Raw genomic sequence first — 26,766 nt, forward strand, 5'->3', positions numbered from 1 at the left:
CATGCCGCAGCCGCTCAACTATCTCAAGGAAACCGCCTCGCAGACCGCCGGGCCCTACGTCCATATCGGCCTGATCCCGGCGATGGCCGGCTTCGACATCTTCGAGAAGAATTTCTCCAACGTGCTGGTGACGCCGAATACCAAGGGCGAACGCATCACGCTGGAGGGCAGGGTGCTCGACGGCGCCGGCACGCCGTTGCGCGACGTGCTGCTGGAGATCTGGCAGGCCAATGCGGCCGGCCGCTACAACCATCCGGCCGACCGTTCGGCCGGTGCGCTGGAGGAAGAGTTTCGCGGCTGGGGCCGCGCCGGCTCCGACTTCGACAGCGGCCTCGTCACCTTCGAGACCATCAAACCGGGCGCGATCACCGACAGGACTGGGCGCAAATGCGCGCCGCACGTCAATCTCTGGATCGTCGCGCGCGGCATCAATATCGGTCTCAACACGCGGCTCTATTTCTCGGACGAAGAGGCCGCCAATGCCGCCGATCCCGTGCTCAACCTGATCGAGCAGCCGGCCCGGCGGGCGACGCTGATCGCAAAGCGCAGCGAGCGTGCCGGCAAGATCGTGTACACCTTCACGATCAATCTGCAGGGGCCGGAGGAGACGGTGTTCTTCGACGTGTGAGTATCCTGCGGTCGTCTCGCAGGGTCACTCGACCCGGTCGTCGCGCTTGATCGTTCCGCGCGCGAGGAATTGCTGCGGCTGCCGCAGCTCGCGCGATCCCGTGCGCTCGACCGGATCTCGTCCCAGCTTTGGTCTCAGTTCGGCCAAATCCATGAAGACGTCCGCCTGCCGGCGCAAGTCGTCGGCGACCATGGGGGGCTGAGTGGACAGTGTGGAGACGACCGTCACGCGGACACCGCGGCGTTGCAAGGCCTCAACCAGCGAACGGAAATCGCCATCGCCCGAGAACAACACGATCTGATCGACGTGCGGGGCGAGCTCCATCGCGCTTACGGCGAGGTCCACATCCATGCGGCCTTTCACCTTGCGGCGGCCGGTCGTGGCGTCGACGAATTCCTTGGTGAGCTTTGTGACGACGGTGTATCCGTTGTAGTCGAGCCAGTCGATCAACGGGCGGATCGACGAAAATTCCTGATCCTCGATGAGGGTCGTATAGTAGAAGGCCCGAAGCAGCGTACCTCGGCTTTGAAATTCGCCGAGCAGGCGTCTGTAGTCGATGTCGAAGCCGAGCGCCTTGGCGGTGGCATAGAGATTGGAGCCGTCGATGAAGAGCGCGATCTTCCCAAACGAAGACATTATGCACAAATCCCCAGTTCGACACGAAAGCTGACCGTCCAGCCGGAATGGCTCGGTGTGTCGGCCGGAAAATACTGAAGGCGCCGATGGCTTGCCTAAAAAGCGGCGCAGACGACCGGACAGGGTTGGCCGCCTTGCGCCGAGGTTAGGGAGGTTCCATGCCACCAGCGCCAGGGCGCCGAATGCAGTCACGCTAAGGCGTTCGCATCCCCTGCTCAATTGTACGGAGGTAAAGGGCCTCTATCCAAAGGATGGGACGCCATAAACGAAGGTAAGTGGCCGCGAAGACGCCGGATTGAGGCGGTCGGCGCGCACCGCGGCCTAGTAGAATGCGACGCTTGCAGGTTTGTCTTCCGGGGCCTCAGCTTTCGCTGCCATGGAGCTGGGCGCGGAAGGCGCGCGGCGATACGCCCGTGGCTGCGGCGTAGACCCGGCTGAAATAGGCAGGATCCTCGAAGCCGAGCGCGTAGGCGATCGTCGAGACCGGCAGGTTGGTGTAGACGAGGTTGCGCCGCGCCTCGCGGATCAGGCGATTGAGGATGAGATGCGAGGCGGTGTCGCCGGTCGCCGCCCGCGTGATCCGGTTGAGATGCGTCGGGGACACCGACAGCGCCTTGGCATAATCGGCGACGCTCCAGCGCTCCAGGTGGTGCTGCTCCAGCAGTGCCTCGAAGCGGCGGAATAATCCGCTTTCCGCCGTACCGCTGCCGCCGCACTCGCCCGTGAGTGCGCGTGCCACGAGCCCGATCATGGCCGCCGACAGGGCGCGGAGCACGTGCGCACGGCCGAAATGGCGAGCGGCGTGTTCGGCGAAGATCTGATTCATGATGGCGCGGATCTGCGGCGTGCCGCGCACCACGCCCGATTGCGACAGGACACCGCGCAGGCCCTCGGCCGAGAGCAACGCCTCATCCAGAATCTCCGCCGCGATCGTCAGTACCCAGCCCTGGGTACCGGGCACGAAGCGGAAGCCATGGACGTGGCCGACAGGCACGTTGACGATCTGCATCGGCCTCAAGAGCACCAGGCGCCCGTCGAGTGTCGCCTCGCCGCCGCCGCGCTCGATCAGCAGCACCTGGTGCAGCCGGGCATGGCGGTGCACGGCCAGCGTCCAGTCGTGCAGCATCGAGCGGGACGCGATCGTCTCGCAATGCACGACATCCGGCAGATCGCCGGACTCGCCGAACAGATTGTAGACCCGGATCGGCGGAGCAGGGGCGGCATTCTTCATGTTCGAATAGTACAAGACAATGACGAAACCCTCCATCGGTTTGCGGCGCCGATTCTGCAAAAAAGTACCGACGGGAGGATGCAAAAATGAAAGTTCAGGTCTGTATCATCGGCGGCGGGCCGTCCGGGCTGCTGCTGTCCCAGCTGCTGCACCTCAAGGGCATCGATACGGTCGTGCTGGAGAAATACAGCCGCGATCACGTGCTGGCCCGGATCCGCGCCGGCGTGCTCGAGCACGGCTTTGCGAAACTGATGCGCGAGGCGCAATGCGGCGTGCGGATGGACCGCGAGGGCGAGATGCATCGTGGGTTCGAGATCGCCCATGACGGCATGCTGTCCCATATCGACCTGCACAAGCATTCCGGCGGCAATTCGGTGCTGGTCTACGGCCAGACCGAGCTGACGCGGGACCTCTACGAGGCCCGCGACCGGCTCGGCGGCAAGGTCGTGCACAACGCCGAGGATGTGACCCCGCACGATCTGACATCCGACCGGCCCTATGTGACGTATCGCTCGAACGATGAAACGATCCGCGTCGATTGCGACTACATCGTCGGCGCCGACGGCTTCCATGGCGTCAGCCGCAAGTCGATCCCGAAGGACGTGCTGCGTGAATATGAAAAGGTCTATCCGTTCGGCTGGCTGGGGGTGCTGTCGCGCACGAAACCGGTGTCGCCCGAGCTGATCTATGTGAAGCACGCGCGCGGCTTTGCGCTCTGCTCCCTGCGCTCGCAGGTGCTCAGCCGCTACTACATCCAGGTGCCGCTGACCGACAAGGTGGAGGACTGGAGCGACGATGCGTTCTGGGCCGAGCTGAAGCGCCGCCTGCCGGAGGAGGTCGCGGGCCGCCTGATCACGGGGTCGTCGATCGAGAAGAGCATCGCGCCACTGCGCAGCTTCGTCGCCGAGCCGATGAGCTATGGCCGGCTCTTCCTCGCCGGCGATGCCGCCCACATCGTGCCGCCGACCGGCGCGCGCGGCCTGAACAGCGCCGCCTCCGACATCTACTATCTCTACCATGCCATGCTCGCGCACTATCAGCACGGCGACGATTCCGGCCTCAAAGGCTATTCCGCCAAGACGCTGGCGCGGATCTGGAAGGCGCAGCGCTTCTCCTGGTGGATGACGATGCTGCTGCACCGCTTCCCCGACCGGATCGAATATGAGGATCGGCTGCAAAAGACGGAGCTGGACTATCTGCTCTCGTCCGAGACAGCGCAGCGCCTGCTCGCCGAGAATTACGTGGGCCTGCCGTTTTAGGGAGCGCTCTCGCAAGATGCGTGCTGCCATCCCTTCTTCCCTTGTGTGAGAGGGTGGCGCGATGCGCCGGATGAGGGGTTCTGCGCTACTTCCCTTCCAGGATATTGACCGGCGTCCAATCCGACGGCGGTGGACTTGCCGCAAGCGCTCTCGCGCGTTTTTCGAACAATGCCGACGCCGGATCGGTCTCTGCCGTCTTTCCGAATGCATCCGCCGCCTTCGCAAACTCCCTTGCCCGCCAGCACGTCAGCCCCTCTGCATACGCGGCGGCGACCTTTGCCTGCGCGGCGGTCTCCGCGCCCATCTCCGCCAGCGGCTCGAACACCCTGATCGCCTCGCCGCGTCCCATCACCCTGATGGCATCGAGCTCGCGCCAGGCGAAGGTGTCGCCGGTCTGCGCGACCGTCGCCTCCGATGCCATGATCGCGGTGCCGTAATATTTGTTGGCGCCTTCGAGCCGCGAGGCGACGTTCACGGTGTCGCTCATCACGGTGTAGTTGAAGCGGCGCCGCGAGCCGATGTTGCCGACCACGGCTTCGCCGCTGTTGAGCCCGATGCGATGCGACAGGCCGTGGCCGGCGAACGCGGGATGGCGGGCATTGAGCTCCGCCAGCTTCCCGTGGCACTTCAGTGCGGCACGCACCGCGTTGCGCGCGTGCGCGGGATCGTCGGCGGGCGCGCCGAACATGGCGACGATGGAATCGCCGATATATTTGTCGACGTAACCGCCATGACCTTCGATGATGTCGGTCATGGCGGAGAGATATTCGTTCATCAGCGTGACCAGCTCACCGGGCGTCATCGTCTCTGCGATCGAGGAGAAACCGCTGAGGTCGGAGAAGAACATGGTGACATTGCGCATCTCGCCGCCGAGCGCCGGCATCTTGCCGGAGGCGACCATCGTCTCGATCACTTCAGGCGCGAGATAGAGCGCAAAGCTCTTGCGCAGGAAACGCTCGTCGCGGTCTGCCAGCACGAAGCGATAGCCGGTCATCATGGCGAGCGCGGCAAGGCTCGCGAGCGCAGGCTCGGTCAGCGGCAGTGCCAGCGCATGCACGAACACGCCGACGGCCGCGGCCGTGTAAACGGCGGTGAGGGCGAGCCAGGCGATCACCGCACCGAAAGGCGCGAGCATGCGAGCCGCGCAGGCGATGATCGCTGCGAACGCAAATGTGAGAATGGTCCGCATGGGAGAGCCGAGCTCGGTCACTGCGTCCTGCTCGATCAGGCTGCGGACCACAGTGGCATGCACGAACACGCCTGCAACGTCGCTGCGGGTCTTCGCGGTGCTGGCAGGGGCGGGCAGCGCGCATCGCGACCCCGGCGAGCCGTCATATCCGCCGGACAGCCGCATCGAGGTGAGCTTGCGATCCTCGAAATTGAGGATGGTGCCGAGCAGCACGACCTTGCCCTCGAAGGCGCGGCGGAAGAAATCACGGTCGCCTTTCTCGACGCAGGCGCGCAGGTCGGCGAATGAATAGGCCGGGACGTCGCGGCCGAGGCCGCGGAAGTTGAGCGTGAGCGTGTTGGGCACCGCGCTGGGGACGGCATAGCCCGACAAGTTCGTCATTCCGGTCGGTCCGATCTCAGGCTTGGCACCGAGGGCGCGCGCGGCAAGCTCGACCGCCATTGCAGGCGCCGGCTGGCCCGCAATGGAAAAGCTCAGCGGCATCCGCCGGATGACGTCGTCACTGTCGGTATGGACGTTGAGCGCGCGGATGTTGTTCTTCACCGCCAGTTGCTGCGCGCGGTCGGGCCTGTCCGGATGGTCGTTGCTGAGAATCTCGCCCAGCACGAGCTTGCCGCTGTCGGAAAGTCGCCTGAGCGCAATCAGATAGTCCCGGTCAAATCCCTTCATGCGCGCGCCGAGCGGCGCCTCGCCAAAGGGAATCTCGGACTGCTCGATCGAGCTCGGAAAGATGACGTCGAAGCCGATCACCTTGGCGCCGCCCTCAGTGATGCTCCCGAGCACCCGGCCGATCTCGCGCGTCCAGGTCTGCGTCGGCGACCCCTTGAAGGGTGGCGTGTCGTAGGTCTCCCCGTCGATCGCCACCACGACGACGGGTGATGTCGCGGGATCGCGGCGATCGCCAATGATCTTGCCGCGCAGCGCCGTGAGGATGTCGAGGGAGAGACCTTGCAGCGTCTCAAGCGGGGGCGACGTGAAGACCCCGCCCGCAAGGAGCGCGATCAGGATCGCCGCAACCATATCCCGCCTGCCGATCCGCCGCATCGCGCCTTCGCCAGGCTCCCTATTCGAGACGCAGCAGGCGGCCGATGATCGGGGTCGGCGAGGAGGTGGCGCTCGCGTCGATCTGGAAGGTGTAGCGCTTGGCACCGAGAATGGCGAGATAGCTGCCGCCCGGCGTCAGTGCCTTCCCGGTCTTGGCGAAATCATAGAACTTGCCGCCGATCATGGCATCGCCCTTGAGCGGCACGCTGATCGTGGGCTCCTTGCCGTCGGTGCGCTCGATCACCAGCGTGCTGCCGGCCTTGGCTTGCACCAGCGGCGAGACGCCGTAGAGCGTCGGCAGCTTGGCCGGCACGCCCTTCGCGTCCGACCGCATGGTGCGGAAGGTCGTTGCGGCACTCTGGTTCGCCTCGCGCTCGGACAGTTTTGCCGCATTGGTATCGCAGGGCACCTTTTCCCGCTTGACCTCGCCGAGCTGCACGGTGCTCTGCTCGGCGCCGACCAGGACGACACCCTCGCTGATGGTCTCGCGCTGGCAGGATTTGAGGTAGCTGAGCGTGATGCTCGCCTTGGGCCCGAGCTTGATGATCTTGCCCGGCGCCACATAGTCCATGAACGCGATGCCATCGACCTTGCCCTGGACGTCCTCGACGATCGCGGCAGGAGTCTCCGCCAAAGCAGGGGCCGCAACAAAAAACGCGCCGACACAGGCGCCGATCAGGCATTTCATGGGAATTCTCATCTAATTCGACGATGCTCTGGTGCCCCGTCCTGGTTCGATGCCTAGCAGCAGGGCGCCGGGGCAAGTGTGACCAGAATCACTCTTAGCTGTTGGTGCCACTCTAGCAGGAACAGGTTCAAACCGGCGACCGCAGAAAAATGAAGCCGCGGCAAGATGTTCGCGAACTGATCATGTCAGGCGGTCGGCCTCGGCCGATTGGCCGGACGGCTCTCCGCCGCACCCTCCATAGCTGGAACGAGAGGGGACTCGATCCTCTGAAAGGAGGTCGTCCGCTGACCGGCGGCGATCTCGATCACCTCGTCCCAGCGCGACAAGAAAGCCTCGACGCAGGCGGGATCGAACTGCCGGCCCGCGTTCTCAGCGAGGTAAGTCCGCGCCACCTCGAGCGGCATCGGCTCCTTATATGGCCGCCTCGTCGTCAGGGCGTCGAAGACGTCGGCGACTGCGACCACGCGCGCGGCGACCGGGATTTCATCCGCCTTGAGCCCGTTCGGATAGCCCGCGCCGTCCCAGCGCTCGTGATGTCCTGCGGCAATTTGCGCACCGAGCCGGATCAGCTCGCAGCCGGAATCGGCCAGGATTCGCTCGCCGATCGTCGCGTGCGTCCGGATCACCGCCATCTCCTCGTCGGTGAGCTTGCCTGGCTTGAGCAGGATATTGTCGGGAATGGCGACCTTGCCGACGTCGTGCAGCGGCGCGGCGAGATAGATGTCGCGGCAGAGTCGGGCCGGCAGGCCGAGCTGCTCGGCGATGATGCGGCTGTAGCGGGCGACCCGCAACGTATGCTCGCCGGTGTCGTTGTCGCGGTATTCGACCGCGAGCGCGAGCCGCAGGATGATCTCCTCCTCGCGCTCGCCGAGCTTTCGTGTCGCGGCCGCGACTTCGCTGGCCAGGTGCGCGGCGCGATCGTTGAGCTTGCGCACGGCTGCACCGAGCTGAATCAAATTCCGCAGGCGCACCGTCATCTCGACGCTCTGCGGCGCCTTGGGCAGGAAATCGGTTGCACCGGCCTGCAGCGCTTCCATCTTGACGTCATCGGTCTGTCGCGAGGTGATCATCGCGATCGGAATGTCGGAGCAGCCGGCCAAGGTCCGGAAGACACGGATGAAGCTGATGCCGTCCATATGCGGCATCTCATAGTCGACCAGCACCAGATCGAAGACGCGCTCCTGCGCGCAGGCCAGCGCCTCCACGGGATCGAGGAAGGCGGTGGCCTCGACCAGACCTTCGGCCTCGATGTGACGTTTCAGGAAGTTGAGGACGGAGCGACTGTCATCAACCAGGAGCGCTTGGGTCAGCATCGGCGGCCGGGGCTCTCTTCGCTGGCAAAGGCACGGCCCCTTGCATACCGCGCACGATTTAACGCGAAGCAAATGCATCGTGCAGATACGCGGCGATGGACATGCGCACCTTGCATGATATTTCGCCACGCTATGCACGGTTGGATGCATTCGCGCGAAGTCCTTGGGAATGTGACCCGTAGTCGTACGGAGTCCTCCGTTAGGGGTTTGCTCATCTGATTCGCGTCAAACGTGTATTAGAAGTTTCGCAAAGGCGGGGCAGCGATGGCGCTCAATCCCACGGAGCCGAAGTGGTCGTTACGGTTGCCCGCCGACTGCAGCATTGCGGCCATTCGCAGCGTCTACGACCTCGTTCGCGAGGCGTTCGGCCGCCAGGAGCGGCTCGAGATCGACTGTTCGAGCGTCGATAAGGCCGACGTGACCTCGATCCAGCTTCTGCTGTCGACCGCCAAGACGGGCGAGGCCCAGGGCCGCCCGGTGGTCCTGACCTCCTTCTCCCAGTCTCTGCGCAACACCCTGCGCCGCGCCGGCTTCGCCAGCAATGCGCTGATCGATCAGCATTTCCCGCAAAAGAAAGATGGCATCTAATGGCCACGATTCTGACCGTCGACGACTCCCCCAGTATCCGGCAAATGATCAAGGTCGTGCTCGAGCCGGCCGGTCACAACGTGATCGAGGCCGGCGACGGCGCGCAAGGGCTCGCCAAGGCGCAAGCGGGCAAGCTCGACCTCGTCATCACCGACCTCAACATGCCCGTCATGAATGGACTGGAGCTGATCCGGGCACTGCGCAAGCTGCCGAGCGCGGTCGGCATGCCCATCGTGTTCCTGACCACCGAATCCAACGACGCCGTAAAGCAGGAGGCCAAGAGCGCCGGCGCCACCGGCTGGATCACCAAGCCGTTCAAGCCCGAGCAGTTGCTCGCGGTGGTTGGCAAGCTGGTGCGCACATGAGCGCAATGGACCCGGCCGAGGTCTTCCGTCAGGAAGCCAGCGAGCTCTTCGAAGTTCTTGAAGGGGCCTTGCTCGATCTCGGCCAGTGTCCCGACGACCGCGAGCTGGTCGATTCCGCCTTCCGCGCCCTGCATACGATCAAGGGATCGGGCGCCATGTTCGGCTTCGACAAGGTCGCCTCCTTCACCCACGAATTCGAGACCGCCTTCGACCGCGTCAGGAAGGGCGAAATCAAACCGACGCAGGAGCTGATCTCGGTCGCGCTCGCCGCCAAGGACTACATCCGCGCGTTGATCGAGGACCCGCAGTCGACCGACGACATCATCGGCGAAGCCATCCTCGACGACCTCAAGCGCTTCGTCTCCGCCGACAAGCCTGCCGCTCCGGTCGTCGAGGCACCGCTGCTGTCTCCACCCGAGAGCAAGCAGGCCGGCTGGCACCTGTATCTGGAGTTCGATTCCCATATCCTGCGCAACGGCTCGAATCCGCTCGATCTGTTGGAAGATCTCTGCAAGCTCGGTCCCTGCTTCGTCGTGCCCGTCACCGACGGCATCCCGTTCCTCGACGAGATGGAGCCGGAAGACTGCTATCTGAAGTGGGACGTCAAGCTGCACGCCGCCTGCACCAAGGACGCCATCGACGACGTCTTCATGTTCGTCCAGGACGAGATGAAGTTGACGCTCTCGCCTTTGCAACGTGTCGAAGCGCCCGCGCCGGTCCCGTTGTTCCAGCTGTCCGAGGAAGAGCCGGTGATCGCCGAGATGGCTGCGCCGGTGGTGGAGGCTGTTGCCGAGCAGCCCGTCGCAAGGGCGGAACCCCAATCTGAGGCCAAGCCGGAGACGAAGCCGGAGACGAAGCCGGAGATCAAGCGCGAGGCGGCACCCGCGCGCCGCGAGGACGGAAAGCAAGAGCGTGGCATCGCCACGGTTCGCGTCCAGGCCGAGCGCCTCGACGAGCTGATGGACCGGGTCGGCGAGCTCGTCATCGCCCAGGCGCGGCTGACCCAGCTCGCCGCCTCCGGCTCCGACCTCTCGATCAAGATAATCGCCGAGGAGATCGAGCGCCTTGCGTCCTCCTTGCGCGACACCACGATGGGCGCGCGCATGGTGCCGATCGGCTCGTTGTTCGGCCGCTTCCGCCGCCTCGTGCACGATCTGTCGCGCGACCTGTCCAAGCCGGTCGAATTCGTCACCTCGGGCGAGGATACCGAGCTCGACAAGACCATGATCGAGTGCCTCGCCGATCCGCTGGTGCACCTGATCCGCAACGCCATCGACCACGGCATCGAAGACACCGCGACGCGCGCCGCCAACGGCAAGACCGAGCAGGGCCGGATCGAGCTTGCCGCGGTGCATTCGGGCGCGCAGGTGCTGGTCACGGTGAAGGACAATGGCGGCGGTCTCAACACCGCGCGCATCCGCGCGAAGGCGGAAGAGCAGGGGCTGATCGCGGCCGGCGCCGTGCTGACCGACCATGAGATCCATCAATTCCTGTTCCACCCGGGCTTCTCGACGGCGCAGACCATCTCGGCGCTGTCCGGCCGCGGCGTCGGCATGGACGTGGTCAAGCGCACCATCGAGAACATGCGCGGCTCGATCGACCTGTCGACCAGGCCCGGCCAGGGCACCACCGTGACGCTGCGCCTGCCGCTCACGCTCGCGATCATCGAAGGCCTGCTCATCCGCGTCGGCGAAGGCCGCTACATCATCCCGCTGTCGGCGGTCGAGGAATGCGTCGAGCTGACAGCCGAGGACGAGCGCTCGCGCGGCCGCAACTTCCTCAACGTGCGCGGCAACCTCGTGCCCTTCTTGCGCTTGCGCGAGCTCATGGCCGCATCCGGTGCGCCCGACCAGCACCAGAAGACGATCATCATCTCGACCGGCGAGACCCGCGTCGGCCTCGTCGCCGACCAGATCATCGGCAACCACCAGACCGTGATCAAGTCGCTGTCCAAGCTGCATTCGGACGTCACGATCTTCTCCGGCGCGACGATCCTGGGTGACGGCACGGCGGCGCTGATCCTCGACGTCGCGCAGCTGGTCTCGCTGGCGCAGTCGAAGTTCGAGAAGCAGCATATCAACGAGGCGGCGTGATGAACGGCGGGTTGGCGGGCGAGCAGCAGTCGAGTGCGATGCAGGTCGTGATGATCGGCCTCGGCGAGGAGAAGTTCGCGCTGGACGCGGGCCTCGTGCGCGAGATCATCGATCCCGTTCCCGCGACCCAGGTTGCGGGCGCGCGAGCCTTCGTTCCCAGCGTGATCAACGTGCGCGGCAACGTCATTCCGCTCGCGGATCTGCGCATCCGTTTCGGCATGCCGCAGCTCGACAACTCCGCCGACACCCGCATCGTCGTGATCGAAATCGAGATCGATAACGAACCGGTGCTGGTCGGCGTGACCGCGGACAAGGTTTACGAGGTCACGGAGATCTCGCAGGCCGATGTGCAGCAGACGCCGCGTGTCGGCATGCACTGGAAGCCTGAGTTCATTCGTTTTATCGCGAAGTGGCGTGAAGAGTTCGTTATTGTTCCCAACATGGAACACATTTTGAATTGAGAGCGGTCTCGAGAAGGCCGGTAAATTGGGGGCTCGATATGCGATTCACGATCAAGGCAAAGCTGGCTTGCGCGTTTGGTGCGATCATCGTGCTTTCGGGACTCACGGGTGGACTGGCTTTTCTGAAGCTTTCGGATCAGGTCGAGGTCTCCGCGGATTTCGTGGTGCGCGCGGCGCGCATCGACAGGGCCGGCGAGCTGCAAAACAACGTGCTCTATCAGACCCGGGCGGAGCGCGACATCATCCTCGCGTCCACGGACGCGGAGATGCAGAAGCTGGCCGATGAGATCAAGAAGTATCGCGCCGAGGTGAGTCGTCTTCTTACCGAGATCAAGGCGACCGCTTCTGACGTCGGCAAGCACCTGCTCGACAAGTTCTCGGCGTCTTACGACAAGATGAATGCCGGAGAGGACGTCATCGTCGGGCTCGCGATGAAGAATTCGAACTATCGGGGCGGCCAGCTGTGGACCACCGACGCGATGCCGATTCTGAAGCATTGGAACGACTCGCTCGATGCGTCTCTCGCCGAGCTGAATCGCCTGCCGCCTTCCGCCGAGAAGAACAGCGCCGTTCTGGCGATCCATGCCATCAGGCTCGAAGGTGTCCGCCTGCAGCGGCAGGTCGCCTTGTCGTTCTCGGCCTCCAGCGTCGAGGAGCTGAATGCCGCGATCAAGTCAATCAGCGAAGGAGACGAAGCGCTCAAGGCGGCAACCAAGCAGGCCGTCGCCCCCCTCACCGCGGCCGGCGTGTCGCCCGCGAGCTTTGTGGCTCAGACGGATCGCCTCGTCAATGTCGTCTCCCGCGTGGCGGAAATCGTGAAGGAGGGCGGTAATATCAGGGCAACCACGCTTGCCGCGACCGAAGGGAAGGCGAACGCTATGGACGCGATCGCAACCTCGGGCGAGTACATCACGCTGGTCAAGAAGCAGATGACGGAGATGTCCGCGGAGTCGGTGCAGAATGCCGCTCGCGCAAAGATCATGTTGGTCAGCGTCATCGGATTGTCACTCCTGCTTGGCGTAGGATCGGCAGTCATGATGGCACTCAGCATCAGCCACGGCTTGTCGCGCGCGGTCAGCCTCGCCAGCGCGGTCGCCAATGGCGATCTGAGCCAGACGATCGCCGTCAAGAGCAACGATGAGATCGGAGATCTCGTCCGTTCTCTCAACGTCATGGTCGAGAAGCTTCGTCAGGTCGTGTCCGAAGCTCTCACCGCGGCCCAGAACGTATCTGCCGGCAGCCAGGAGCTTTCCGCCAGCGCCGAGCAGCTGTCGCAGGGTGCGACGGAGCAGGCTTCCTCGGCGGAAGAAGCTTCGTCTTCCATGGAGGAAATGGCGTCCAACGTGAAGCAGAACGCCGACAACGCCAACCAGACGGAGAAGATTGCCGCACAGTCGGCGCGCGATGCCGAATCCAGCGGCAGCGCTGTCGGTCGGGCCGTTCAGGCAATGCAGACCATCGCCGAAAAGATCACGATCGTTCAGGAGATCGCGCGGCAGACTGACCTGCTCGCGCTCAACGCTGCCGTCGAAGCCGCTCGTGCCGGTGAGCACGGCAAGGGCTTTGCGGTGGTCGCCTCCGAAGTGCGCAAACTCGCCGAGCGCAGCCAGGCCGCCGCCGCCGAGATCGGCACCTTGTCGAGCGAAACAGTCAAGGTTGCCCAGGAGGCCGGAGAGATGCTCTCCAAGCTGGTGCCCGACATCAAGAAAACGGCGGAGCTCGTTCAGGAGATCACCGCGGCCTGTCGCGAGCAGGACGTCGGCTCGGCCCAGATCAACCAGGCGATCCAGCAACTCGACAAGGTCGGCCAGCAGAACGCCAGCGCATCAGAGCAGGTCTCCTCGACCTCCGAGGAGTTGGCCTCCCAGGCCGAGCAGTTGCAGTCGACGATCTCGTTCTTCCGTATCGATGACACTGCGCGCGAAGCGAAGGCCGCACCTCAGGAGATCGACCGGGCCGTTGGACAGCTCCGCGCCCAGGCGGCGAAGATGGCGGCGGTCGATCGCCGCGGCAAGGCGCCCGCTGCCAAACCGGCCCGAGCCCTGAAGGTTGCCGGCGCGGGAGGCGGCTTCGCCTTCGACATGGATGCTGGCGGCGACGATCGCGACGCGGAGTTTCAACGCTGACTGGCTGGTCCGAACGGGCCTCTCCCAACATCGAATGGACGCACCATGGCCGCAACCTCGCAATACCTGACGCTCGGTCTCGCCGGCGAGACGTTCGGCATCAGCATTCGCAACGTCCGGGAGATCCTGGATATGCGGCCGATCTCGCGGCTGCCGCATGCGCCGAGCTTCCTGCTGGGCATGATCGACGTGCGCGGCAGCGGCTATCCGATCGTCGATCTCAGGACCAAGCTCGGCTTGCCAAGCGTCTCGGCGACCGAGGCGACGCGCATCATCATCCTCGACGTGCCGATGAAGGACCGCCTGGTCGGCGTCGGCTTCGTCGCGGATTGCGTGTTCGAGGTCACCGACATCGACGAACAGGCGATCGAGCCCGTGCCGGAGGTCGGCGGCAAATGGCAGTCTGATTATGCGGCCGGTATCGGGCGCAAGGGCGAAAAGTTTGTCATCATCTTTGATCTCGCCAAACTGATGGCGAAGGACGAGTTCCCGGACGGGCGCGATACTGCCGTGGACGCGTCCCGCGCCGCCTGAGTTTGTTCGGTTTAGGCGTTATCGAGCGTACGCAGCTCCATTCGAACCAAAAGGGATTGAGATGAGATTCACCGTCAAAGCCAAGCTGGCCAGCGCATTCGGAGTGGTCATCCTGCTGTCCATGATCGCCGGCGGGGTCGGTTACATGAAGCTGTCCGATATGGTCGGCACCACCGAGGCTCTGGTCGCTCGCGCGAATCGCATGGAAAAGGCGTCCGAGCTCAAGGAAGGCATCCTGCTCCAGCTTCGCGCGGAGAAGAACTCGATCCTCGCATCGGACGCCGAATACGATCAATTCGTCGCCGACCTCGCCAAGACCCGCGAACAGCTCGCAAAGTCCAAGGACGAGATCTATGCAGCCGCCAGCGAAGGCGGCAAGAAGCTGATGGATGGCTTCTCCGCCGCCTATGGCAGGATGAACGCTTACCAGGACGAAACGGTCAGGCTGGCGAAGACCGACAAGGCCAGGGCGATGGACCGCTCGATGCATGACGGCCGCAAGGTCGTCGCCGATGCGCTCGAAGCGGCCAATGCCTACATCAACAACGTCAAGAAGAACATGGCCGAGCAGGTCGAGCAGGCGAGGCAGGATGGCTCGCGCGCCGAGCTGCTGTTGATGATCCTGGTCATCGCTTCGCTCCTGATCGCGGCGGTGGCCGCCATCTTGATCGCACTCAACATAAGCCGGTCGCTGGGGCAGGCCGTCGGCCTTGCCGATGCGGTGGCGATCGGCGATCTCAGCCAAAAGATCGAATCCTCCAGCGACGACGAGATCGGTGATCTCATCAAGTCGCTGAACGCGATGACGGTGAATCTGAATGCCACCGCGGCGGTCGCCAACGAGATCGCACGAGGCAATCTCACGATCGAAGCCAAGCCGCTGTCGGACAAGGACACGCTCGGCCTCGCGCTCGAACGCATGGTGGAGAAGCTCCGGCAGATCGTATCGGAGGCGCTGACGGCGGCGCAGAACGTCTCTGCCGGCAGCCAGGAGCTCTCCGCGAGCGCCGAGCAGCTCTCGCAGGGCGCAGCCGAACAGGCCTCGTCCGCCGAGGAAGCTTCTTCATCGATGGAGGAGATGGCCTCGAACGTGAAGCAGAACGCCGACAACGCCAACCAGACCGAGAAGATCGCCGCGCAGTCCGCCAAGGACGCCGAGGCCAGCGGCGCCGCCGTGGGCCGCGCCGTCAACGCGATGCAGACCATCGCCGAGAAGATCACGATCGTGCAGGAGATTGCGCGCCAGACCGACCTGCTCGCGCTCAACGCGGCGGTCGAGGCCGCGCGCGCCGGCGAGCACGGCAAGGGCTTTGCGGTGGTCGCCTCCGAGGTGCGCAAGCTCGCCGAGCGCAGCCAGGCGGCCGCCGCCGAGATCGGCACGCTCTCGGCCGACACCGTCAAGGTGGCGCAGGAGGCGGGCTCGATGCTCGCCAAGCTCGTTCCTGACATCAAGAAGACGGCCGAGCTGGTCGAGGAGATCACTGCGGCCTGCCGCGAGCAGGACGTCGGTTCGGCGCAGATCAACCAGGCGATCCAGCAGCTCGACAAGGTCGGCCAGCAGAACGCCAGCGCCTCCGAGCAGGTGTCCTCGACCTCGGAGGAGCTCGCCTCGCAGGCCGAACAGCTGCAGTCCACCATCGCCTATTTCCGCATCGAACAGGGCGCAAAGAGCCAGGCGCCCGCGCCGATCGACCGGGCGGTCAGCCAGCTGCGGGCCAAGGCGGCCTCCATGGCGGCGGCTGAACGACCGGCCAAGAAGCCGCAGGCCAAGCCGGTACGCGCCGCAAAGGTCGCCGGCGGCGGCTTCACTTTCGACATGAATGACGGCGAGGACGACCGCGACGCCGATTTCCAGCGCTAGGCCCCCGCGAGGCTCCTGCGGACCGGTCCGTTCGGTGACCCGTCCGCCTTCAGCGGTGACGTGAACACGTGGGATTCAACATGGCCAGGATGACCCGACATTCAGTGCAGGCGGCCGTTACGAAGCAGGGTCGTCGTCCATGATGCCCGCCATGCCGGATACGGCCGTGCATCTGTCCGACCGCCACTTCCGGACCATCGCCGAATTGATCGAGAGCCAGGTCGGCATCAAGCTGCCGCAGGGCAAGCGGCTGATGCTGGAGGGGCGGCTGCACAAGCGCGTGCGCGCGCTGAACTTCGCCGGTCTCAATGAATATGTCGAGAACCTGTTCGAGGCGGATCTGTTCGAGACCGAGCTTACTCATCTCATCGACGTGGTGACGACCAACAAGACCGATTTTTTCCGCGAGCCGCAGCACTTCACCTTCATGAGGGACGTCGCGGTCCCTGCTCTGCTCAAGTCGCATGGACGGAAGAATGCGAACCTGAAGATCTGGAGCTCGGCGAGCTCCACCGGCATGGAAGCCTACACGACCGCCATGGTGCTGGACGACATGACGCGGAACGGCTCGCGCTTCCAGTACCGCATCCTCGGCACCGACATCTCGACCGCGGTGCTGCGCCTCGCCAGGACGGCGATCTACACCCGCGATGTGCTCGCCCCGGTGCCGGAGCCATTCGCAAAACGATATTTCTCGTCGTCGCGGGACAGGTCGCGCGGCGAAGTGCGGATCGTGCCCGAGTTACGGCGCATGACACACTTCATGAGGATGAACCTCATGGACAAGTCCTATCCCGTCGATCGCGACGTCGATATCATCTTCTGCCGCAACGTCCTGATCTATTTCGAGCGCGAGACCCAGCGCAAGGTGGTCGAGCAATTGTGCGGCCATTTGCGTCCGGGCGGTTACCTGCTGGTCGGGCATTCGGAATCGATGATTCACAGTACCGTGCCTGGGCTGAAGCAGGTTCAGCCAACCATCTTCCAGGTCTAGCCGGAGCGCAACCACGATGCCGAGGGGGAAAGTTCGCGTGCTGATCGTGGACGATTCGGCGTCGGTGCGCCAAATCCTGCAGACGATCCTTTCCGAAGACCCTGATATCGAGGTGATGGCGACCGCCTCCGATCCTTTCGCCGCGGCGCGCCGGCTCGAGAAGGAGTTGCCCGATGTCATCATTCTCGACCTCGAAATGCCGCGCATGGACGGCATGACGTTCCTGCGCAAGATCATGGCGCAACGTCCGATCCCGGTGATCATCTGCTCCTCGCTCACCGAGGAGGGCTCCAACGTGATGTTCGAGGCGTTCGAGGCGGGTGCGGTCGACATCGTGCCGAAGCCGAAGATCGACACGCGGCAGGCGCTGCTCGAATGCTCCACGCGGTTGCGCGAGGCCGTGAAATCGGCCGCCCGCGCCCGGGTGCGTCCGCGCGCGGAGCGTCGGGAGATCGAGAAGAAGCTGACTGCCGATGCCATCATCCCGCCGCCGGTACAGGGCAAGGTCCGGCCGACCACCGAGCGCATCGTTTGCATCGGCGCCTCGACGGGCGGCACCGAAGCGCTCAACGACGTCCTCGAGATGCTGCCGGCCCACTGTCCGCCGATCGTTATCGTCCAGCACATGCCGGCAGGCTTTACCGCGGCCTTTGCCAGGCGTCTCGACAGCGTCTGCCAGATCCGGGTCAAGGAGGCCGAGGACGGTGAGCCGGTGCTGCCGGGCTGTGCCTATATCGCGCCGGGCGCCCGCCACATGCTGCTCCAGCGCATCGGTCTGCGCTACCAGATCGCGATCAAGGACGGACCGCCGGTGTCCCGGCATCGTCCGTCGGTGGACGTGTTGTTCCGCTCGGCTGCCCAGCATGCCGGCGCCAACGCACTCGGCGTGATCATGACCGGCATGGGCGATGACGGTGCGCGCGGCATGCTGGAGATGCGCAAGCTCGGCGCCGCGACGCGGGCGCAGGACGAAGAGAGCTGTGTGGTGTTCGGCATGCCCAAGGAAGCCATCGCCCATGGCGGCGTCGAGAAGGTCGTTTCGCTGCACCACATCCCGCGCGAGATCATGCTCTGGTATCAGGCCGGGCATCCAGCGGTGGCAGGCTGACCGCAATGTCGCTCATTCCAGCCAATATGCTCACCGAGGCCATCGCCGGGATCGAGGACGTCTCCTCGCGAATCGAGGCCGTGTTCGCGCGCGTCGGCAACGAGCTGGGACGCGGGCATCTCGTCTTCAAGGAGCTGAACCAGGGTCTCGCGGCGCTTTCCGGTGAGCTCTCCGGCGCCGAGATCGAAGGCGCTGCATCGGCGCTCCAGGAGATCGCCGCGCGGCTCAACGACCTGGCGCAGGCGCTGCCGGCCGAGGCCGCGCTGCTGGAGACCATCGGCACGAGCACGGCGGAGGCGTCTTCGCTGCTCAAGCCGCTGTTCAAGCACATCCAGATGATCACCATCATCGCGCGCAGCGCGCGGATCGAGGCGGCCTCGCTCGACGGCGACCGCGAGGGCTTTCTCGCCTTCACGCAAGAGGCCTACGATCTCGGCAAGGCCGTGCAGGGCGCGATCGAGGGCTGCGCGCGGGATCAGCAGCGCCTGTCCGAGGCGGTCGCCACCGCATTCGGCCGGCAGAAGGAGTTCGAGAGCCGCTACCGCAATCAGCTGGCGGCGGAGAGCGTCGAGCTCGCGTCCGCCTATTCCGGGTTGCGCGATCAGCGCAGCAACAGCAGCCATCTCGCCGATCTTGCGAGCGCCAGCACGAGGAAGATCGCCGAGGCGGTCGGCAGTGCGATCATCTCCTTGCAGGCGGGCGACAGCACGCGTCAGCGTCTCGAGCACGTCTCCGATGGCCTCACGCTCGCCTCGGGATCCACCCCGAGCCTCGTTCCCGAACCCGTCGCGAGCGACGACGGGGTGCGCACCATTTGTCAATTGCAGGCGGCCCAGCTCAGAGATGCCCAACGCGAGTTCGGCGGCGACATCGGCCAGATCGTTCACGCGCTGACCGCAATCCTGCGCGATGCGGGCAGTGTCGTCGGCCGGGGCCGCACGCTGTTCGGCGGCGAGGAGGGCGGGTCGTCATCGTTCCTGGCGCGCATCAAGCAGACGCTGGCGCACGCCTCGACCCTGATCGCCACCTGCGAGGGCGCCGGCCGCTCGGTGGACGAGGCGCTCGCGATCGTCGAGGAGACGCTGACGAAATTCCGCCACGCCATCGCCGGGCTGGCCGAGGCGACTGTCGACATCACGCTGATCGGAATGAATGCGGGCCTCAAGGCAAGCCATCTCGGCAGCCGCGGCAGCGCTTTCGTCGTCATTGCCAACGAGCTGAAGGCCACCGCCGACCAGGTCTCGGCGGGGGCGGGGCGTCTGAGGCCCGTGCTCGACGGCATCGAGCGCTCGGCCAGGGACCTGAAGGAGCTCCGCGTGCAGGGCGATCCCACCCAGCTCGCCAAGCTCGAACCGCAGATTCTCCAGGCGCTGCGCGAGGTCGAGGCCGGCAATGAACGGCTCGGCAAGCTGATGAGCCGGCTGATCAATGAAGGTGCGGAATTCGAGGAGCTCATGAATTCGGCGCAAGGCCTGATGACCACGCTTGGCGAGGCCTCCGCGGCATTGCCCGCGGTCGCAGCGCGGCTCGAAGCCGCAAGCGCTGGCGCGCAGAAGCCGCGGCCCCAAGCGCAGGATCAAGCGATGCTCGACCAGCTGTTCGCGCGCTACACCATGGAGCGCGAGCGGCACGTCCACCGGAAATTTCTGCAGACGCTCGGGCTGGCGTCGATCGCGACCACGCGCCGGGTCGAGGCGATCGAGAGCGCGGACGACGGCATCGAATTGTTTTGATGCTGCCGTGGGCGTCGCCTCGCGCCCGCGGAAATTTGACGGATTGACTTTGCAGGGCGTTAACCGTGGCGGAATGCTCGCCGCGACGGTCATTGTCGCGCCCTCACGGTTCGTTGCAAATACGCATGGAATTCATGGGTGGACGTTTCCATGCTGAAAGAGGGCAAATACGCGGCGTGGTTCAGAACCGCGCAAGCACAAGGCACTGGTATCGTGCATCTGGCCCAGGGTCGGATCTCGGGCAGTGACAGCTTCTTCACCTATGGCGGCTCCTATCGGTTCGACGACGACCAGCGTTTCACGGCCGTTCTGACCACACGGCGACATGCCGACGGACCGCCGACCGTGTTCGGGTTCGACGAAGTCGAGGTCGAGCTCTCCGGCGTGTATAGCGGTGCGATGGCGACCTGTTCGGGCACGGCTCGCCAAGCGCCCGACGTGAGGTTCGAAGCGACCCTGATCTACAGCCAGGAAGTCGCGCCGGCTGCCGACGCCCGGAGCGCGGTCGTAAAGCTCAATGCCGACAAGCTGCCCAAGGGACTCGACGGCCGTTCCCGACCGCGGCCTCCGTTCAGGGCGGGCTCGCCCAAGCAAAAGCCAAATCGGCAATAATCCTCCATGGCGGAATTTTCCGGTTGCGGTCGGTGTTTCGATCACGATAGGGAGCGGAGTGTGCGGGAGGAGTGCATGAGCAAAGTGGCACTGTTGGGGACACTTGCGCTCGTCGGAGGCATCATTGCGGCGAGCGGAACGGCAAACGCGGAAGTCGTGAAGCTGCAAGCCGAGCTCAAGGGAAGCAATGAAGTGCCTCCGAACGGCTCGACCGGGTCGGGCAAGGCCGAGGCGAGCTACGACACTGAAACCAGAGTTTTGACTTACGTCGTCACCTATACCGGGCTCACGGGGCCGGCGATGGGGGCGCATTTTCACGGTCCCGGCGAGGCCGGCAAGAATGCCGGCATCGTCCTGCCGTTCAAGACGGTGCAAAGCCCGATCCAGGGCCATGCCACGCTCACCGAGGCGCAGGCGGCAGATCTGCTGGGCGGCAAATGGTACGCGAACATCCACACGGCCGCGAATCCGGGCGGTGAGTTGCGCGGTCAGATGATGAAGTAAAAGCGCGGTCCACCGGTCATCTCGCCAAGGAGATGCGGGCCGCCTCAGGACGGAGGTCTCGGAAGGAACGCCAGGATCATCTGGGCGAGCATGACGCCCACAGTGCCTCCTGCCGCCTTCTGCAAAACGTCGAGGAAGCCCGGATCCCGGTCGGGGATGAACGCTTGCATCAGCTCCAGTCCCATTGCGACCGCGATGACGAGCGAGCAAGCCAAACCGATTCGTCCGGGCAGCAGGAAGGAAAGCAGAAAACCGAGCAGTCCATAGGCGCTGAAGCGCTCGATCACGACGACCCAGTACGCCTCGTGATGCCCCATGAGCGCCGGCCTTCCCGACAGTTTCGCCAGCGTGGCGTAGACGATCAGGGCAAGGCAGATGCTCGCGGCTGCAATGACGTGGTTTCTGCGCATGGCGCCAGCATAGCCGGTTGGTTGCCGGTCTGGTTCGAAAGCCGAAAATATCGTTAAAGGCCCGCGTCGGGATCAGGCCACCAAAACCGTGTCGCCGGAGACCGCCGCGCCTGACCGCGTCACGCGGCGCGATACCACGAGCTCATTGAAGCGGGCGGAGGGCAGGGGCGGCGCAACGAGATAACCTTGGCCCTCCTCGACGCCGGACGCGATCAATGCACGGAGCTGCTCCTCCGTCTCGATGCCTTCCGCGACCACGGTCATATTGAGGTCCTTCGCGAGCGCCACCAGCATTTCCACGATCGCCGTCGTCGATGCGTCCACGGTGATCGTGTCGACGAAGAACTTGTCGATCTTGATCATGTCGGCGCCGAGGCCCTTCAGCCGGGACAGTCCGCTATGGCCGACGCCGACGTCGTCGATGGCGACGCGGAAGCCGTGATCCCGCAGCTCGGCAACGACCGCCGCGGCGCGCGCGAGATCGTCGAGCTCGTCGCGCTCGGTGATCTCGACCACGATCTGGCGCGCGGAGACACGCGCCGCCAGGACCGTGCGGCGCAGCGTTTCGACGAAGCCCGCACTCAGGAGATGATTGGGTACGACATTCAGGGACAACTTGAAATTCTTGTCTGTCTTCAGCAACGGCTTCAGTTCGGCCAGCGCCGATCCCAGCAGATGCCAGGTCATCGCCTGGATGCGCCCACTGGATTCGGCGAGCGGAATGAAGTTCATCGGCGGGACGACCGAGCCGTCTCGGCGCAGCCAACGCGCCAGAATCTCGCAGCCCTTGATCTGACCTGTCCGCAGGTCGAAGATCGGTTGGTAATATGGCTTGAACTCGCCGGCTGCCAGCGCCCGATCGAGATCGGCGACAGGCTCCTCCATGCGGCGGCTGCGTGCCAACAGGATGCCAAAGATTGCGCCAAGTCCGAGGGCCACCGCGACTGTGGGCCAATATGCCTCGTTATTCCAGCTCGCAAGCACCGCGCGCTCGAGCTGGATCGTGGCATGAAGCGGGAAGCGGACGGAATTCCGCTCGAAGCTGATCGGCTCCAGCAAGGACTTACCGGCGTCGCTCTGGAATTTGCCGAGCTTCTCGCCATTGCCCAAGGCGAGGATCACGTCGCTGCGTGCGCGCAGCTCGGCGGGCATGATATCGAACAGGCTGGCGTTGATGCCGACAATGGCGACGAGCGCGGAGCTGCCATCGATGTCCCTGAGCACGCCCAAGGCGGCGCCCCCGAACTGCTCCACGCGAAACAGCGAAAGCGCCTTGTCGCGCGAAGGCAGCATGTCGCGACGATCGACCCATCCCTTGTCGAATTCGAGCGTCTCGGAATAGGCCGAGCAGATCACGGAGCCATCCGGCTTGACGAGCCGGACGTCCTTGATCGCCGAGCGCTGATAGACGTGCAGGCGGATGGCTTGCAGTGCGCCCGGCTCGCAGCTGACTAGCTTGCGCCTTGCGAGCTCGTCCAGGCTGGCCGCGGCAAAATCGACCGCAAATTCCGACCGGCGCAGAACGACCTCGGTCAGCTCGTCGAGCTGATGCGCCTGCTGGCGGCGAATGACGGCCTCAGCGGCGAAATGACCCGCCAAGGCGAACGCCATCGTGCTCGCAAGCACGAGCGCCGCAAACGGAAAGGTTGGTCGCAGCAATCGCATCCGGCTCAGGTGAAATCAGGCGAGGCTAGAATTCGGGCAAGGCTTGAATTCGGCCACGGCTTGGCGATTGATCCTAGCCAGCAAGGGCTAAGATAGGGTTTAACGGAGCGACCGGCCGGACGGCCGACCCGAGGATGGCCTGACCAATGGTCCGGCGGCCCGGATAGAAACGAGCATGGAAAGTTGAGCAGTATGATCAGGACGTTAAGCCTCCTCCTGGCGCTAGCCGTCGGGATCTCTGTGGCTTCGGCGCAGGGAACCAAAGACACGCCATCGGGCACGCAGCCGACTTCCGCGACGCGCAGCGGCACGGGCACCAACTCCGGTTCGGACAGCATGGGGGGTGCGTTCAAAGGAACGGGGACGCCGAACTACGGCACCAGCCCGGGGATGGGCTCCCAGAAGAGGACGCACAACTAGTTGAGCAGGCCAGGCCGCCGGGCAGGACGCTCAATCGATGCTCACTGCCCGGGGCGCTGGCGGACGGGAATGAGCTCAGGATAGGACCGGTTAGGTCCGTCGATGCGGTGCGCGGCGGAATGGCGAATCGTCCGCAACCGGAGCAGCACGAAGGCGATGTTGATCGCCAGCCAAACCAAGATTGCGGAAATGGCAAAGTGGAGCACCGCCAGACCTCGCTGCGAGATCGGGTTGATTTGGTTCCGTCCCGCCGAGGGCAGGGCTATCGCATATGGGTCGTGGCTGCAGCCTGCGTGCACGCCTCGTCCTTCGAGACGGCGCGTACGCGCCTCCTCAGGATAAGGCCAATCAGCGTCAGTGCCCGTTGAAGCTGCTGCCGCGCACTCCGTCCTCATGCTGAGGAGCCCGCCTCAAGCGGGCGTCTCGAAGTATGGCCGCAGGGAAAGGATCTCATATGCGATGGCCCTGCGCCGAAGGGAAGCCGTGCAGACTGCGCCGCCTGCGGCGAGCGCGGCCGTTTTCGCAATCAGGTTTTCTTAGCCGCCTTCGACTTCAACGAAAGACCAAGGCGCAACGCCATGCGCTTGATCGCATCGGGCGAGCGCCCGAGAGCTTTCGCCGCTTGCTCCAACGAGGCTGAAGACTTGGCCAACTCCATGAGCCGGCGATCTTCCTTGAACGACCAGGGCCTGCGCGCCATAACCGAAATGATCCTCTCGTCGACACAACGACAAAGCCGCCAAGCGGACCCATGTTCGCTCGACGGCTTTGCTTGGGTGGGGCCGGGCTTGGGGGAGCCCGGTGCGGAAGATGGATAAGCAAAGCGCGAGGGTTCGCAACAAACAACGGGGATTAAGCTAACCTCTCAACCTTACCGCGCTGAAGTTGGTGCATGACGCTCCGTATAACCACGGGTGTTTTCCTCAGCGGTGTCACCCGCGACGGCTGCCAGACGTGTTCGAGAACGTGCCGGAGACATTAGCGTGCAGATCGCAGCTGTGCCCGACCACAGCGCGTTCAGCCGCTTCGTTTGAGGCTGCTTGTCGAAATGAAACAGGGGTTAACATCGCCCGCTGGATACTGCTCTCGAACAATGAGAGATTGCGTCATCTTCTGCAGGGGCTATCGCATATGGCTCGCGACGGCAGCCTGCGCGCAGGCCTCGTCCTTCGGGACGGCGCTTCCGCGCCGCCTCAGGATGAGGCTAATCGGCGTCAGTACCCGTTGAAGCTGCTGCCGCGCACTCCGTCCTCATCCTGAGAGCCTGACTCAATAAGGAGCCCCCTAAGGCGGGCGTCTCGAAGGATGGCCGCAGGGAAAAGCCATCAAATGCATAACCCCGTCATGACGACCGAGCTTCGAGCATCACGTTGCACAAACTTCATGTTCGTCTGACAAAAGTTTCAGCGCCGCTGATCTTGAACTCGTTACAGCATCACGTTGAAATGTACCGGGAGGTGCGTTCCGAAAATTGGGAACATTCCAAATGCTTGCAGTTCTGGTTTTGATTTCGATTTTTGCAGCTGGCTTTTGCTGTGGCTATGGTGTGCGGGCGTGGCGCTCGCGCAAGCGATCAGCCCGATATCGTCTCTATGCGCCCTACACGCCGGCATCGATGGGCGTCAGGCAAAATGAGCATCCATCGTGATGGCAGAGCCATGGACGCGGTGTCGGCTGGGGTTGATCTTGCCTTGCCGAAAGATCGGATAACCATGTGCAGTTAGGTTAACATGGTGCGGTCCTTGAGAGCTTCGGAAAGGCAACCTAAACGTATCAGTTCATGGCGAGAATTTGGCTGCTTCGATATTTTTCGCGGCGCGCATAGGTAGCGTGAATGGCGTATTTGATTGCGTTGCCGGGCGCGATTTGCGTCCTTATTTCGATCGCGTTTGTTCGTAGCTTTGATCGGCGGCTGAAACATCTTCCGGGTCCTTGGATCCTGAACGAGGGCCATTCGAATGATTGATCAAAGGCACAACGCGCCCCGCAGATATTTCGTCGACGCCCAAGGACATCGTGTTCTGATCGGCCTGTCTGCGGAAGAGACGGCAGAGTTCGAGGCGCTCGATCTTGCACCGGACGAGACAGTGCAGCTCGCATCCGGGATCTGCGTGCGCGAAGGCGCCGCTGCCAGGCACGAAATTCGCTGGCGCGAGCTCTATGCCAAGCACGAAGGAGCTTGGCGGGCGTGGATCGTACAAAGCCAGGCAGGGCGAGCGCAGGATTTAAGCTTTGTTAACTATGTCTGACCGATGGTAGCCGTCTGAATCTCGAATGTGGGATGGCCCAGATGTTTCAGCTGTTCCTGAGAGCGCGCGCACACAATCTTCTCGGCTCCCGCCGCGAGGACAAAGGCTTCAAAGCCCGCTCCGTCGAGCGTGATGCCGAGACCGACCGCGTGCGGATCGGTGCCGTCCTGGCGGCGATCGAAACAGCGTTGCAAGAGGCGGAGAGGGAACAGGTCGGGCTCAACCGGCGTGTTGACGATGCCCTTGCGCGTGCATCCGTCACCTTCGGAAACGGCACCGACGAATATCTCGAGCGCGAGGCGCTCGATAATTATCATCAGGATCTCTTTGCAGCCGACATCTCGAACGGCCAGCGACGGCTCAAGGAATTGGCCAGCACCATTGCCCACTTGAAGTTCGTCAAGACCGCAATGCTCACCCGTTTCCCGGACTTCAAGCCGCCGCAGCTCAACAGCTAGTTGGGACCTCGGTGCGCGCTTTGCGGCCATCCTTCGAGACGACCGCTTCGCGGTCTCCTCACAGGATGAGGGACGGCGTGCGCGGCAGCAGTTTCAATAGGCTCTGACGTCGATTAGCCTCATCCTGAGAAGCGCGTACGCGCCGTCTCGAAGGACGAGGCGTGCGCTGAGGCCGCCGCCGAGTCTTGCGATAGCCGTTGCAGGCAGACCGCGTGACAACTCGGCATCGCTTTGCCGTTTGGCGCTTCGTTGCTTTTTGGTATGGTTCCGGCAAGCATTCACGGACTGAAGGAGCGAAGCGGTGCCGGTCAAGAATTTGCGGACGTTGGTTGGATTGGCAGGTGCCTTGACGCTGGTCGCGCCGGCGACGGCTTCGGCCATCACTGCCGAAGTGGCGCGCGCATGCGATGCCGCGGTCGCCAAGGCCTTTCCGCCCAGACAAATCGGCAACCCCGCGGCCGGGAGCGCCAAGGGAACGGCCAAGGATCGGCGCGAATACTTCCAAAAGTGCGTCGCCAACAACGGCAAGGTCGACGACATGCCGGCGGATGCGCCAAAGGACAACAAGCCGGCCAAATAGGAAAGGGGGACGCAGCG

25 protein-coding genes are annotated in these 26,766 nt (G+C 64.0%); 17 read left to right on the forward strand and 8 right to left on the reverse strand.

Annotation, left to right across the window (positions count from 1 at the left end; genetic code table 11):
• Position 1: 1 nt before the first annotated feature.
• On the forward strand, positions 2-628 hold the full coding sequence (gene pcaG / locus P6U28_RS02160; RefSeq protein ID WP_122405070.1) for a protocatechuate 3,4-dioxygenase subunit alpha: 627 nt from the start codon (positions 2-4) through the stop codon (positions 626-628).
• Positions 629-652: 24 nt separating this feature from the next.
• Here pcaG and P6U28_RS02165 read toward each other — a convergent pair whose 3' ends face one another.
• Together P6U28_RS02165 and P6U28_RS02170 are read right to left on the reverse strand one after the other, a co-directional pair.
• Entirely contained in the window at positions 653-1,264 is a 612-nt protein-coding gene (locus P6U28_RS02165; RefSeq protein WP_129143677.1) for an NYN domain-containing protein, read from the reverse strand.
• Positions 1,265-1,625: 361 nt separating this feature from the next.
• Positions 1,626-2,531 carry a helix-turn-helix domain-containing protein gene (locus tag P6U28_RS02170; protein WP_407121637.1) on the reverse strand — a complete coding sequence of 302 codons (906 nt, stop codon included), beginning with the start codon at positions 2,529-2,531 and terminating at the stop codon, positions 1,626-1,628.
• A gap of 50 nt (positions 2,532-2,581) precedes the next feature.
• On the opposite strand from P6U28_RS02170, the gene pobA reads away from it, so the two are divergent.
• Positions 2,582-3,754 carry a 4-hydroxybenzoate 3-monooxygenase gene (gene pobA, locus P6U28_RS02175; RefSeq protein ID WP_407121638.1) on the forward strand — a complete coding sequence of 391 codons (1,173 nt, stop codon included), beginning with the start codon at positions 2,582-2,584 and terminating at the stop codon, positions 3,752-3,754.
• Positions 3,755-3,839: 85 nt separating this feature from the next.
• Here pobA and P6U28_RS02180 read toward each other — a convergent pair whose 3' ends face one another.
• The 3 genes from P6U28_RS02180 to P6U28_RS02190 all read right to left on the reverse strand — a co-directional run bounded on the left by P6U28_RS02180 (position 3,840) and on the right by P6U28_RS02190 (position 7,988).
• Entirely contained in the window at positions 3,840-5,987 is a 2,148-nt protein-coding gene (locus tag P6U28_RS02180; protein WP_407121639.1) for a CHASE2 domain-containing protein, read from the reverse strand.
• A 19-nt stretch (positions 5,988-6,006) separates the two neighbouring features.
• Positions 6,007-6,675: a hypothetical protein gene (locus P6U28_RS02185; protein ID WP_407121640.1), complete on the reverse strand. Its 669-nt coding sequence runs from the start codon at positions 6,673-6,675 to the stop codon at positions 6,007-6,009.
• A 185-nt stretch (positions 6,676-6,860) separates the two neighbouring features.
• Positions 6,861-7,988: an HD domain-containing phosphohydrolase gene (locus P6U28_RS02190; protein ID WP_129143603.1), complete on the reverse strand. Its 1,128-nt coding sequence runs from the start codon at positions 7,986-7,988 to the stop codon at positions 6,861-6,863.
• Between the two features lie 264 nt (positions 7,989-8,252).
• Here P6U28_RS02190 and P6U28_RS02195 point away from each other — a divergent pair, with 264 nt between their 5' ends.
• The 12 genes from P6U28_RS02195 to P6U28_RS02250 all read left to right on the forward strand — a co-directional run bounded on the left by P6U28_RS02195 (position 8,253) and on the right by P6U28_RS02250 (position 20,967).
• The gene (locus P6U28_RS02195; protein ID WP_407121641.1) at positions 8,253-8,576 is read left to right on the forward strand and encodes an STAS domain-containing protein; all 324 of its coding nucleotides are present in this window, start codon (positions 8,253-8,255) and stop codon (positions 8,574-8,576) included.
• Positions 8,576-8,941, forward strand: coding sequence for a response regulator (locus P6U28_RS02200; RefSeq protein WP_122405062.1), 366 nt, complete (start codon positions 8,576-8,578; stop codon positions 8,939-8,941). Before P6U28_RS02195 ends, P6U28_RS02200 begins: the two co-directional genes overlap by 1 nt.
• Positions 8,938-11,034: a chemotaxis protein CheA gene (locus P6U28_RS02205; RefSeq protein WP_407121642.1), complete on the forward strand. Its 2,097-nt coding sequence runs from the start codon at positions 8,938-8,940 to the stop codon at positions 11,032-11,034. Before P6U28_RS02200 ends, P6U28_RS02205 begins: the two co-directional genes overlap by 4 nt.
• Entirely contained in the window at positions 11,034-11,495 is a 462-nt protein-coding gene (locus P6U28_RS02210) for a chemotaxis protein CheW (protein ID WP_407121643.1), read from the forward strand. Before P6U28_RS02205 ends, P6U28_RS02210 begins: the two co-directional genes overlap by 1 nt.
• Before the next feature lie 38 nt (positions 11,496-11,533).
• Positions 11,534-13,621 carry a methyl-accepting chemotaxis protein gene (locus P6U28_RS02215; RefSeq protein WP_407121644.1) on the forward strand — a complete coding sequence of 696 codons (2,088 nt, stop codon included), beginning with the start codon at positions 11,534-11,536 and terminating at the stop codon, positions 13,619-13,621.
• A gap of 45 nt (positions 13,622-13,666) precedes the next feature.
• On the forward strand, positions 13,667-14,155 hold the full coding sequence (locus P6U28_RS02220; RefSeq protein ID WP_122405058.1) for a chemotaxis protein CheW: 489 nt from the start codon (positions 13,667-13,669) through the stop codon (positions 14,153-14,155).
• A 61-nt stretch (positions 14,156-14,216) separates the two neighbouring features.
• Positions 14,217-16,016 (forward strand): methyl-accepting chemotaxis protein, encoded by a 1,800-nt coding sequence (locus P6U28_RS02225; RefSeq protein ID WP_129143598.1) that lies wholly within the window; start codon positions 14,217-14,219, stop codon positions 16,014-16,016.
• A gap of 139 nt (positions 16,017-16,155) precedes the next feature.
• On the forward strand, positions 16,156-17,010 hold the full coding sequence (locus P6U28_RS02230) for a protein-glutamate O-methyltransferase CheR (protein WP_122405056.1): 855 nt from the start codon (positions 16,156-16,158) through the stop codon (positions 17,008-17,010).
• 16 nt (positions 17,011-17,026) lie between these two features.
• A complete protein-coding gene (locus P6U28_RS02235; protein WP_122405055.1) occupies positions 17,027-18,118 on the forward strand; it encodes a chemotaxis response regulator protein-glutamate methylesterase in 1,092 nt (363 codons plus the stop codon).
• Positions 18,119-18,123: 5 nt separating this feature from the next.
• Positions 18,124-19,851, forward strand: a complete 1,728-nt coding sequence (locus tag P6U28_RS02240; protein WP_407121645.1) for a chemotaxis protein — start codon at positions 18,124-18,126, stop codon at positions 19,849-19,851.
• 150 nt (positions 19,852-20,001) lie between these two features.
• Entirely contained in the window at positions 20,002-20,463 is a 462-nt protein-coding gene (locus tag P6U28_RS02245) for a hypothetical protein (RefSeq protein ID WP_407121646.1), read from the forward strand.
• A 75-nt stretch (positions 20,464-20,538) separates the two neighbouring features.
• On the forward strand, positions 20,539-20,967 hold the full coding sequence (locus P6U28_RS02250) for a CHRD domain-containing protein (RefSeq protein WP_407121647.1): 429 nt from the start codon (positions 20,539-20,541) through the stop codon (positions 20,965-20,967).
• A 44-nt stretch (positions 20,968-21,011) separates the two neighbouring features.
• Here P6U28_RS02250 and P6U28_RS02255 read toward each other — a convergent pair whose 3' ends face one another.
• From P6U28_RS02255 to P6U28_RS02265, 3 genes are all read right to left on the reverse strand, one after another.
• A complete protein-coding gene (locus P6U28_RS02255) occupies positions 21,012-21,377 on the reverse strand; it encodes a VanZ family protein (RefSeq protein WP_122405052.1) in 366 nt (121 codons plus the stop codon).
• 72 nt (positions 21,378-21,449) lie between these two features.
• Complete coding sequence (locus P6U28_RS02260) at positions 21,450-23,042, reverse strand: EAL domain-containing protein (protein WP_407121648.1); 1,593 nt, start codon at positions 23,040-23,042, stop codon at positions 21,450-21,452.
• A 946-nt stretch (positions 23,043-23,988) separates the two neighbouring features.
• Positions 23,989-24,162, reverse strand: coding sequence for a hypothetical protein (locus P6U28_RS02265; protein WP_164936902.1), 174 nt, complete (start codon positions 24,160-24,162; stop codon positions 23,989-23,991).
• 1,258 nt (positions 24,163-25,420) lie between these two features.
• On the opposite strand from P6U28_RS02265, the gene P6U28_RS02270 reads away from it, so the two are divergent.
• The 3 genes from P6U28_RS02270 to P6U28_RS02280 all read left to right on the forward strand — a co-directional run bounded on the left by P6U28_RS02270 (position 25,421) and on the right by P6U28_RS02280 (position 26,749).
• On the forward strand, positions 25,421-25,711 hold the full coding sequence (locus tag P6U28_RS02270; RefSeq protein ID WP_122405048.1) for a hypothetical protein: 291 nt from the start codon (positions 25,421-25,423) through the stop codon (positions 25,709-25,711).
• Between the two features lie 41 nt (positions 25,712-25,752).
• Positions 25,753-26,169 carry a hypothetical protein gene (locus P6U28_RS02275; protein ID WP_122406856.1) on the forward strand — a complete coding sequence of 139 codons (417 nt, stop codon included), beginning with the start codon at positions 25,753-25,755 and terminating at the stop codon, positions 26,167-26,169.
• Between the two features lie 346 nt (positions 26,170-26,515).
• On the forward strand, positions 26,516-26,749 hold the full coding sequence (locus tag P6U28_RS02280; protein ID WP_245162647.1) for a hypothetical protein: 234 nt from the start codon (positions 26,516-26,518) through the stop codon (positions 26,747-26,749).
• The last annotated feature ends 17 nt before the right edge of the window (positions 26,750-26,766 follow it).

Origin of the sequence: Bradyrhizobium sp. STM 3561, assembly GCF_045571455.1 — a bacterium.
GTDB classification, from domain to species: domain Bacteria; phylum Pseudomonadota; class Alphaproteobacteria; order Rhizobiales; family Xanthobacteraceae; genus Bradyrhizobium; species Bradyrhizobium vignae.

Excerpts from the sequence above, each read along its gene's own strand:
- pcaG (WP_122405070.1), top strand. The coding sequence starts at position 2 with ATGCCGCAGCCGCTCAACTATCTCAAGGAAACCGCCTCGCAGACCGCC.
- P6U28_RS02165 (WP_129143677.1), bottom strand. The coding sequence starts at position 1,264 with ATGTCTTCGTTTGGGAAGATCGCGCTCTTCATCGACGGCTCCAATCTC.
- P6U28_RS02170 (WP_407121637.1), bottom strand. The coding sequence starts at position 2,531 with ATGGAGGGTTTCGTCATTGTCTTGTACTATTCGAACATGAAGAATGCC.
- pobA (WP_407121638.1), top strand. The coding sequence starts at position 2,582 with ATGAAAGTTCAGGTCTGTATCATCGGCGGCGGGCCGTCCGGGCTGCTG.
- P6U28_RS02180 (WP_407121639.1), bottom strand. The coding sequence starts at position 5,987 with ATGCGGCGGATCGGCAGGCGGGATATGGTTGCGGCGATCCTGATCGCG.
- P6U28_RS02185 (WP_407121640.1), bottom strand. The coding sequence starts at position 6,675 with ATGAAATGCCTGATCGGCGCCTGTGTCGGCGCGTTTTTTGTTGCGGCC.
- P6U28_RS02190 (WP_129143603.1), bottom strand. The coding sequence starts at position 7,988 with ATGCTGACCCAAGCGCTCCTGGTTGATGACAGTCGCTCCGTCCTCAAC.
- P6U28_RS02195 (WP_407121641.1), top strand. The coding sequence starts at position 8,253 with ATGGCGCTCAATCCCACGGAGCCGAAGTGGTCGTTACGGTTGCCCGCC.
- P6U28_RS02200 (WP_122405062.1), top strand. The coding sequence starts at position 8,576 with ATGGCCACGATTCTGACCGTCGACGACTCCCCCAGTATCCGGCAAATG.
- P6U28_RS02205 (WP_407121642.1), top strand. The coding sequence starts at position 8,938 with ATGAGCGCAATGGACCCGGCCGAGGTCTTCCGTCAGGAAGCCAGCGAG.
- P6U28_RS02210 (WP_407121643.1), top strand. The coding sequence starts at position 11,034 with ATGAACGGCGGGTTGGCGGGCGAGCAGCAGTCGAGTGCGATGCAGGTC.
- P6U28_RS02215 (WP_407121644.1), top strand. The coding sequence starts at position 11,534 with ATGCGATTCACGATCAAGGCAAAGCTGGCTTGCGCGTTTGGTGCGATC.
- P6U28_RS02220 (WP_122405058.1), top strand. The coding sequence starts at position 13,667 with ATGGCCGCAACCTCGCAATACCTGACGCTCGGTCTCGCCGGCGAGACG.
- P6U28_RS02225 (WP_129143598.1), top strand. The coding sequence starts at position 14,217 with ATGAGATTCACCGTCAAAGCCAAGCTGGCCAGCGCATTCGGAGTGGTC.
- P6U28_RS02230 (WP_122405056.1), top strand. The coding sequence starts at position 16,156 with ATGATGCCCGCCATGCCGGATACGGCCGTGCATCTGTCCGACCGCCAC.
- P6U28_RS02235 (WP_122405055.1), top strand. The coding sequence starts at position 17,027 with ATGCCGAGGGGGAAAGTTCGCGTGCTGATCGTGGACGATTCGGCGTCG.
- P6U28_RS02240 (WP_407121645.1), top strand. The coding sequence starts at position 18,124 with ATGTCGCTCATTCCAGCCAATATGCTCACCGAGGCCATCGCCGGGATC.
- P6U28_RS02245 (WP_407121646.1), top strand. The coding sequence starts at position 20,002 with ATGCTGAAAGAGGGCAAATACGCGGCGTGGTTCAGAACCGCGCAAGCA.
- P6U28_RS02250 (WP_407121647.1), top strand. The coding sequence starts at position 20,539 with ATGAGCAAAGTGGCACTGTTGGGGACACTTGCGCTCGTCGGAGGCATC.
- P6U28_RS02255 (WP_122405052.1), bottom strand. The coding sequence starts at position 21,377 with ATGCGCAGAAACCACGTCATTGCAGCCGCGAGCATCTGCCTTGCCCTG.
- P6U28_RS02260 (WP_407121648.1), bottom strand. The coding sequence starts at position 23,042 with ATGCGATTGCTGCGACCAACCTTTCCGTTTGCGGCGCTCGTGCTTGCG.
- P6U28_RS02265 (WP_164936902.1), bottom strand. The coding sequence starts at position 24,162 with ATGGCGCGCAGGCCCTGGTCGTTCAAGGAAGATCGCCGGCTCATGGAG.
- P6U28_RS02270 (WP_122405048.1), top strand. The coding sequence starts at position 25,421 with ATGATTGATCAAAGGCACAACGCGCCCCGCAGATATTTCGTCGACGCC.
- P6U28_RS02275 (WP_122406856.1), top strand. The coding sequence starts at position 25,753 with ATGTTTCAGCTGTTCCTGAGAGCGCGCGCACACAATCTTCTCGGCTCC.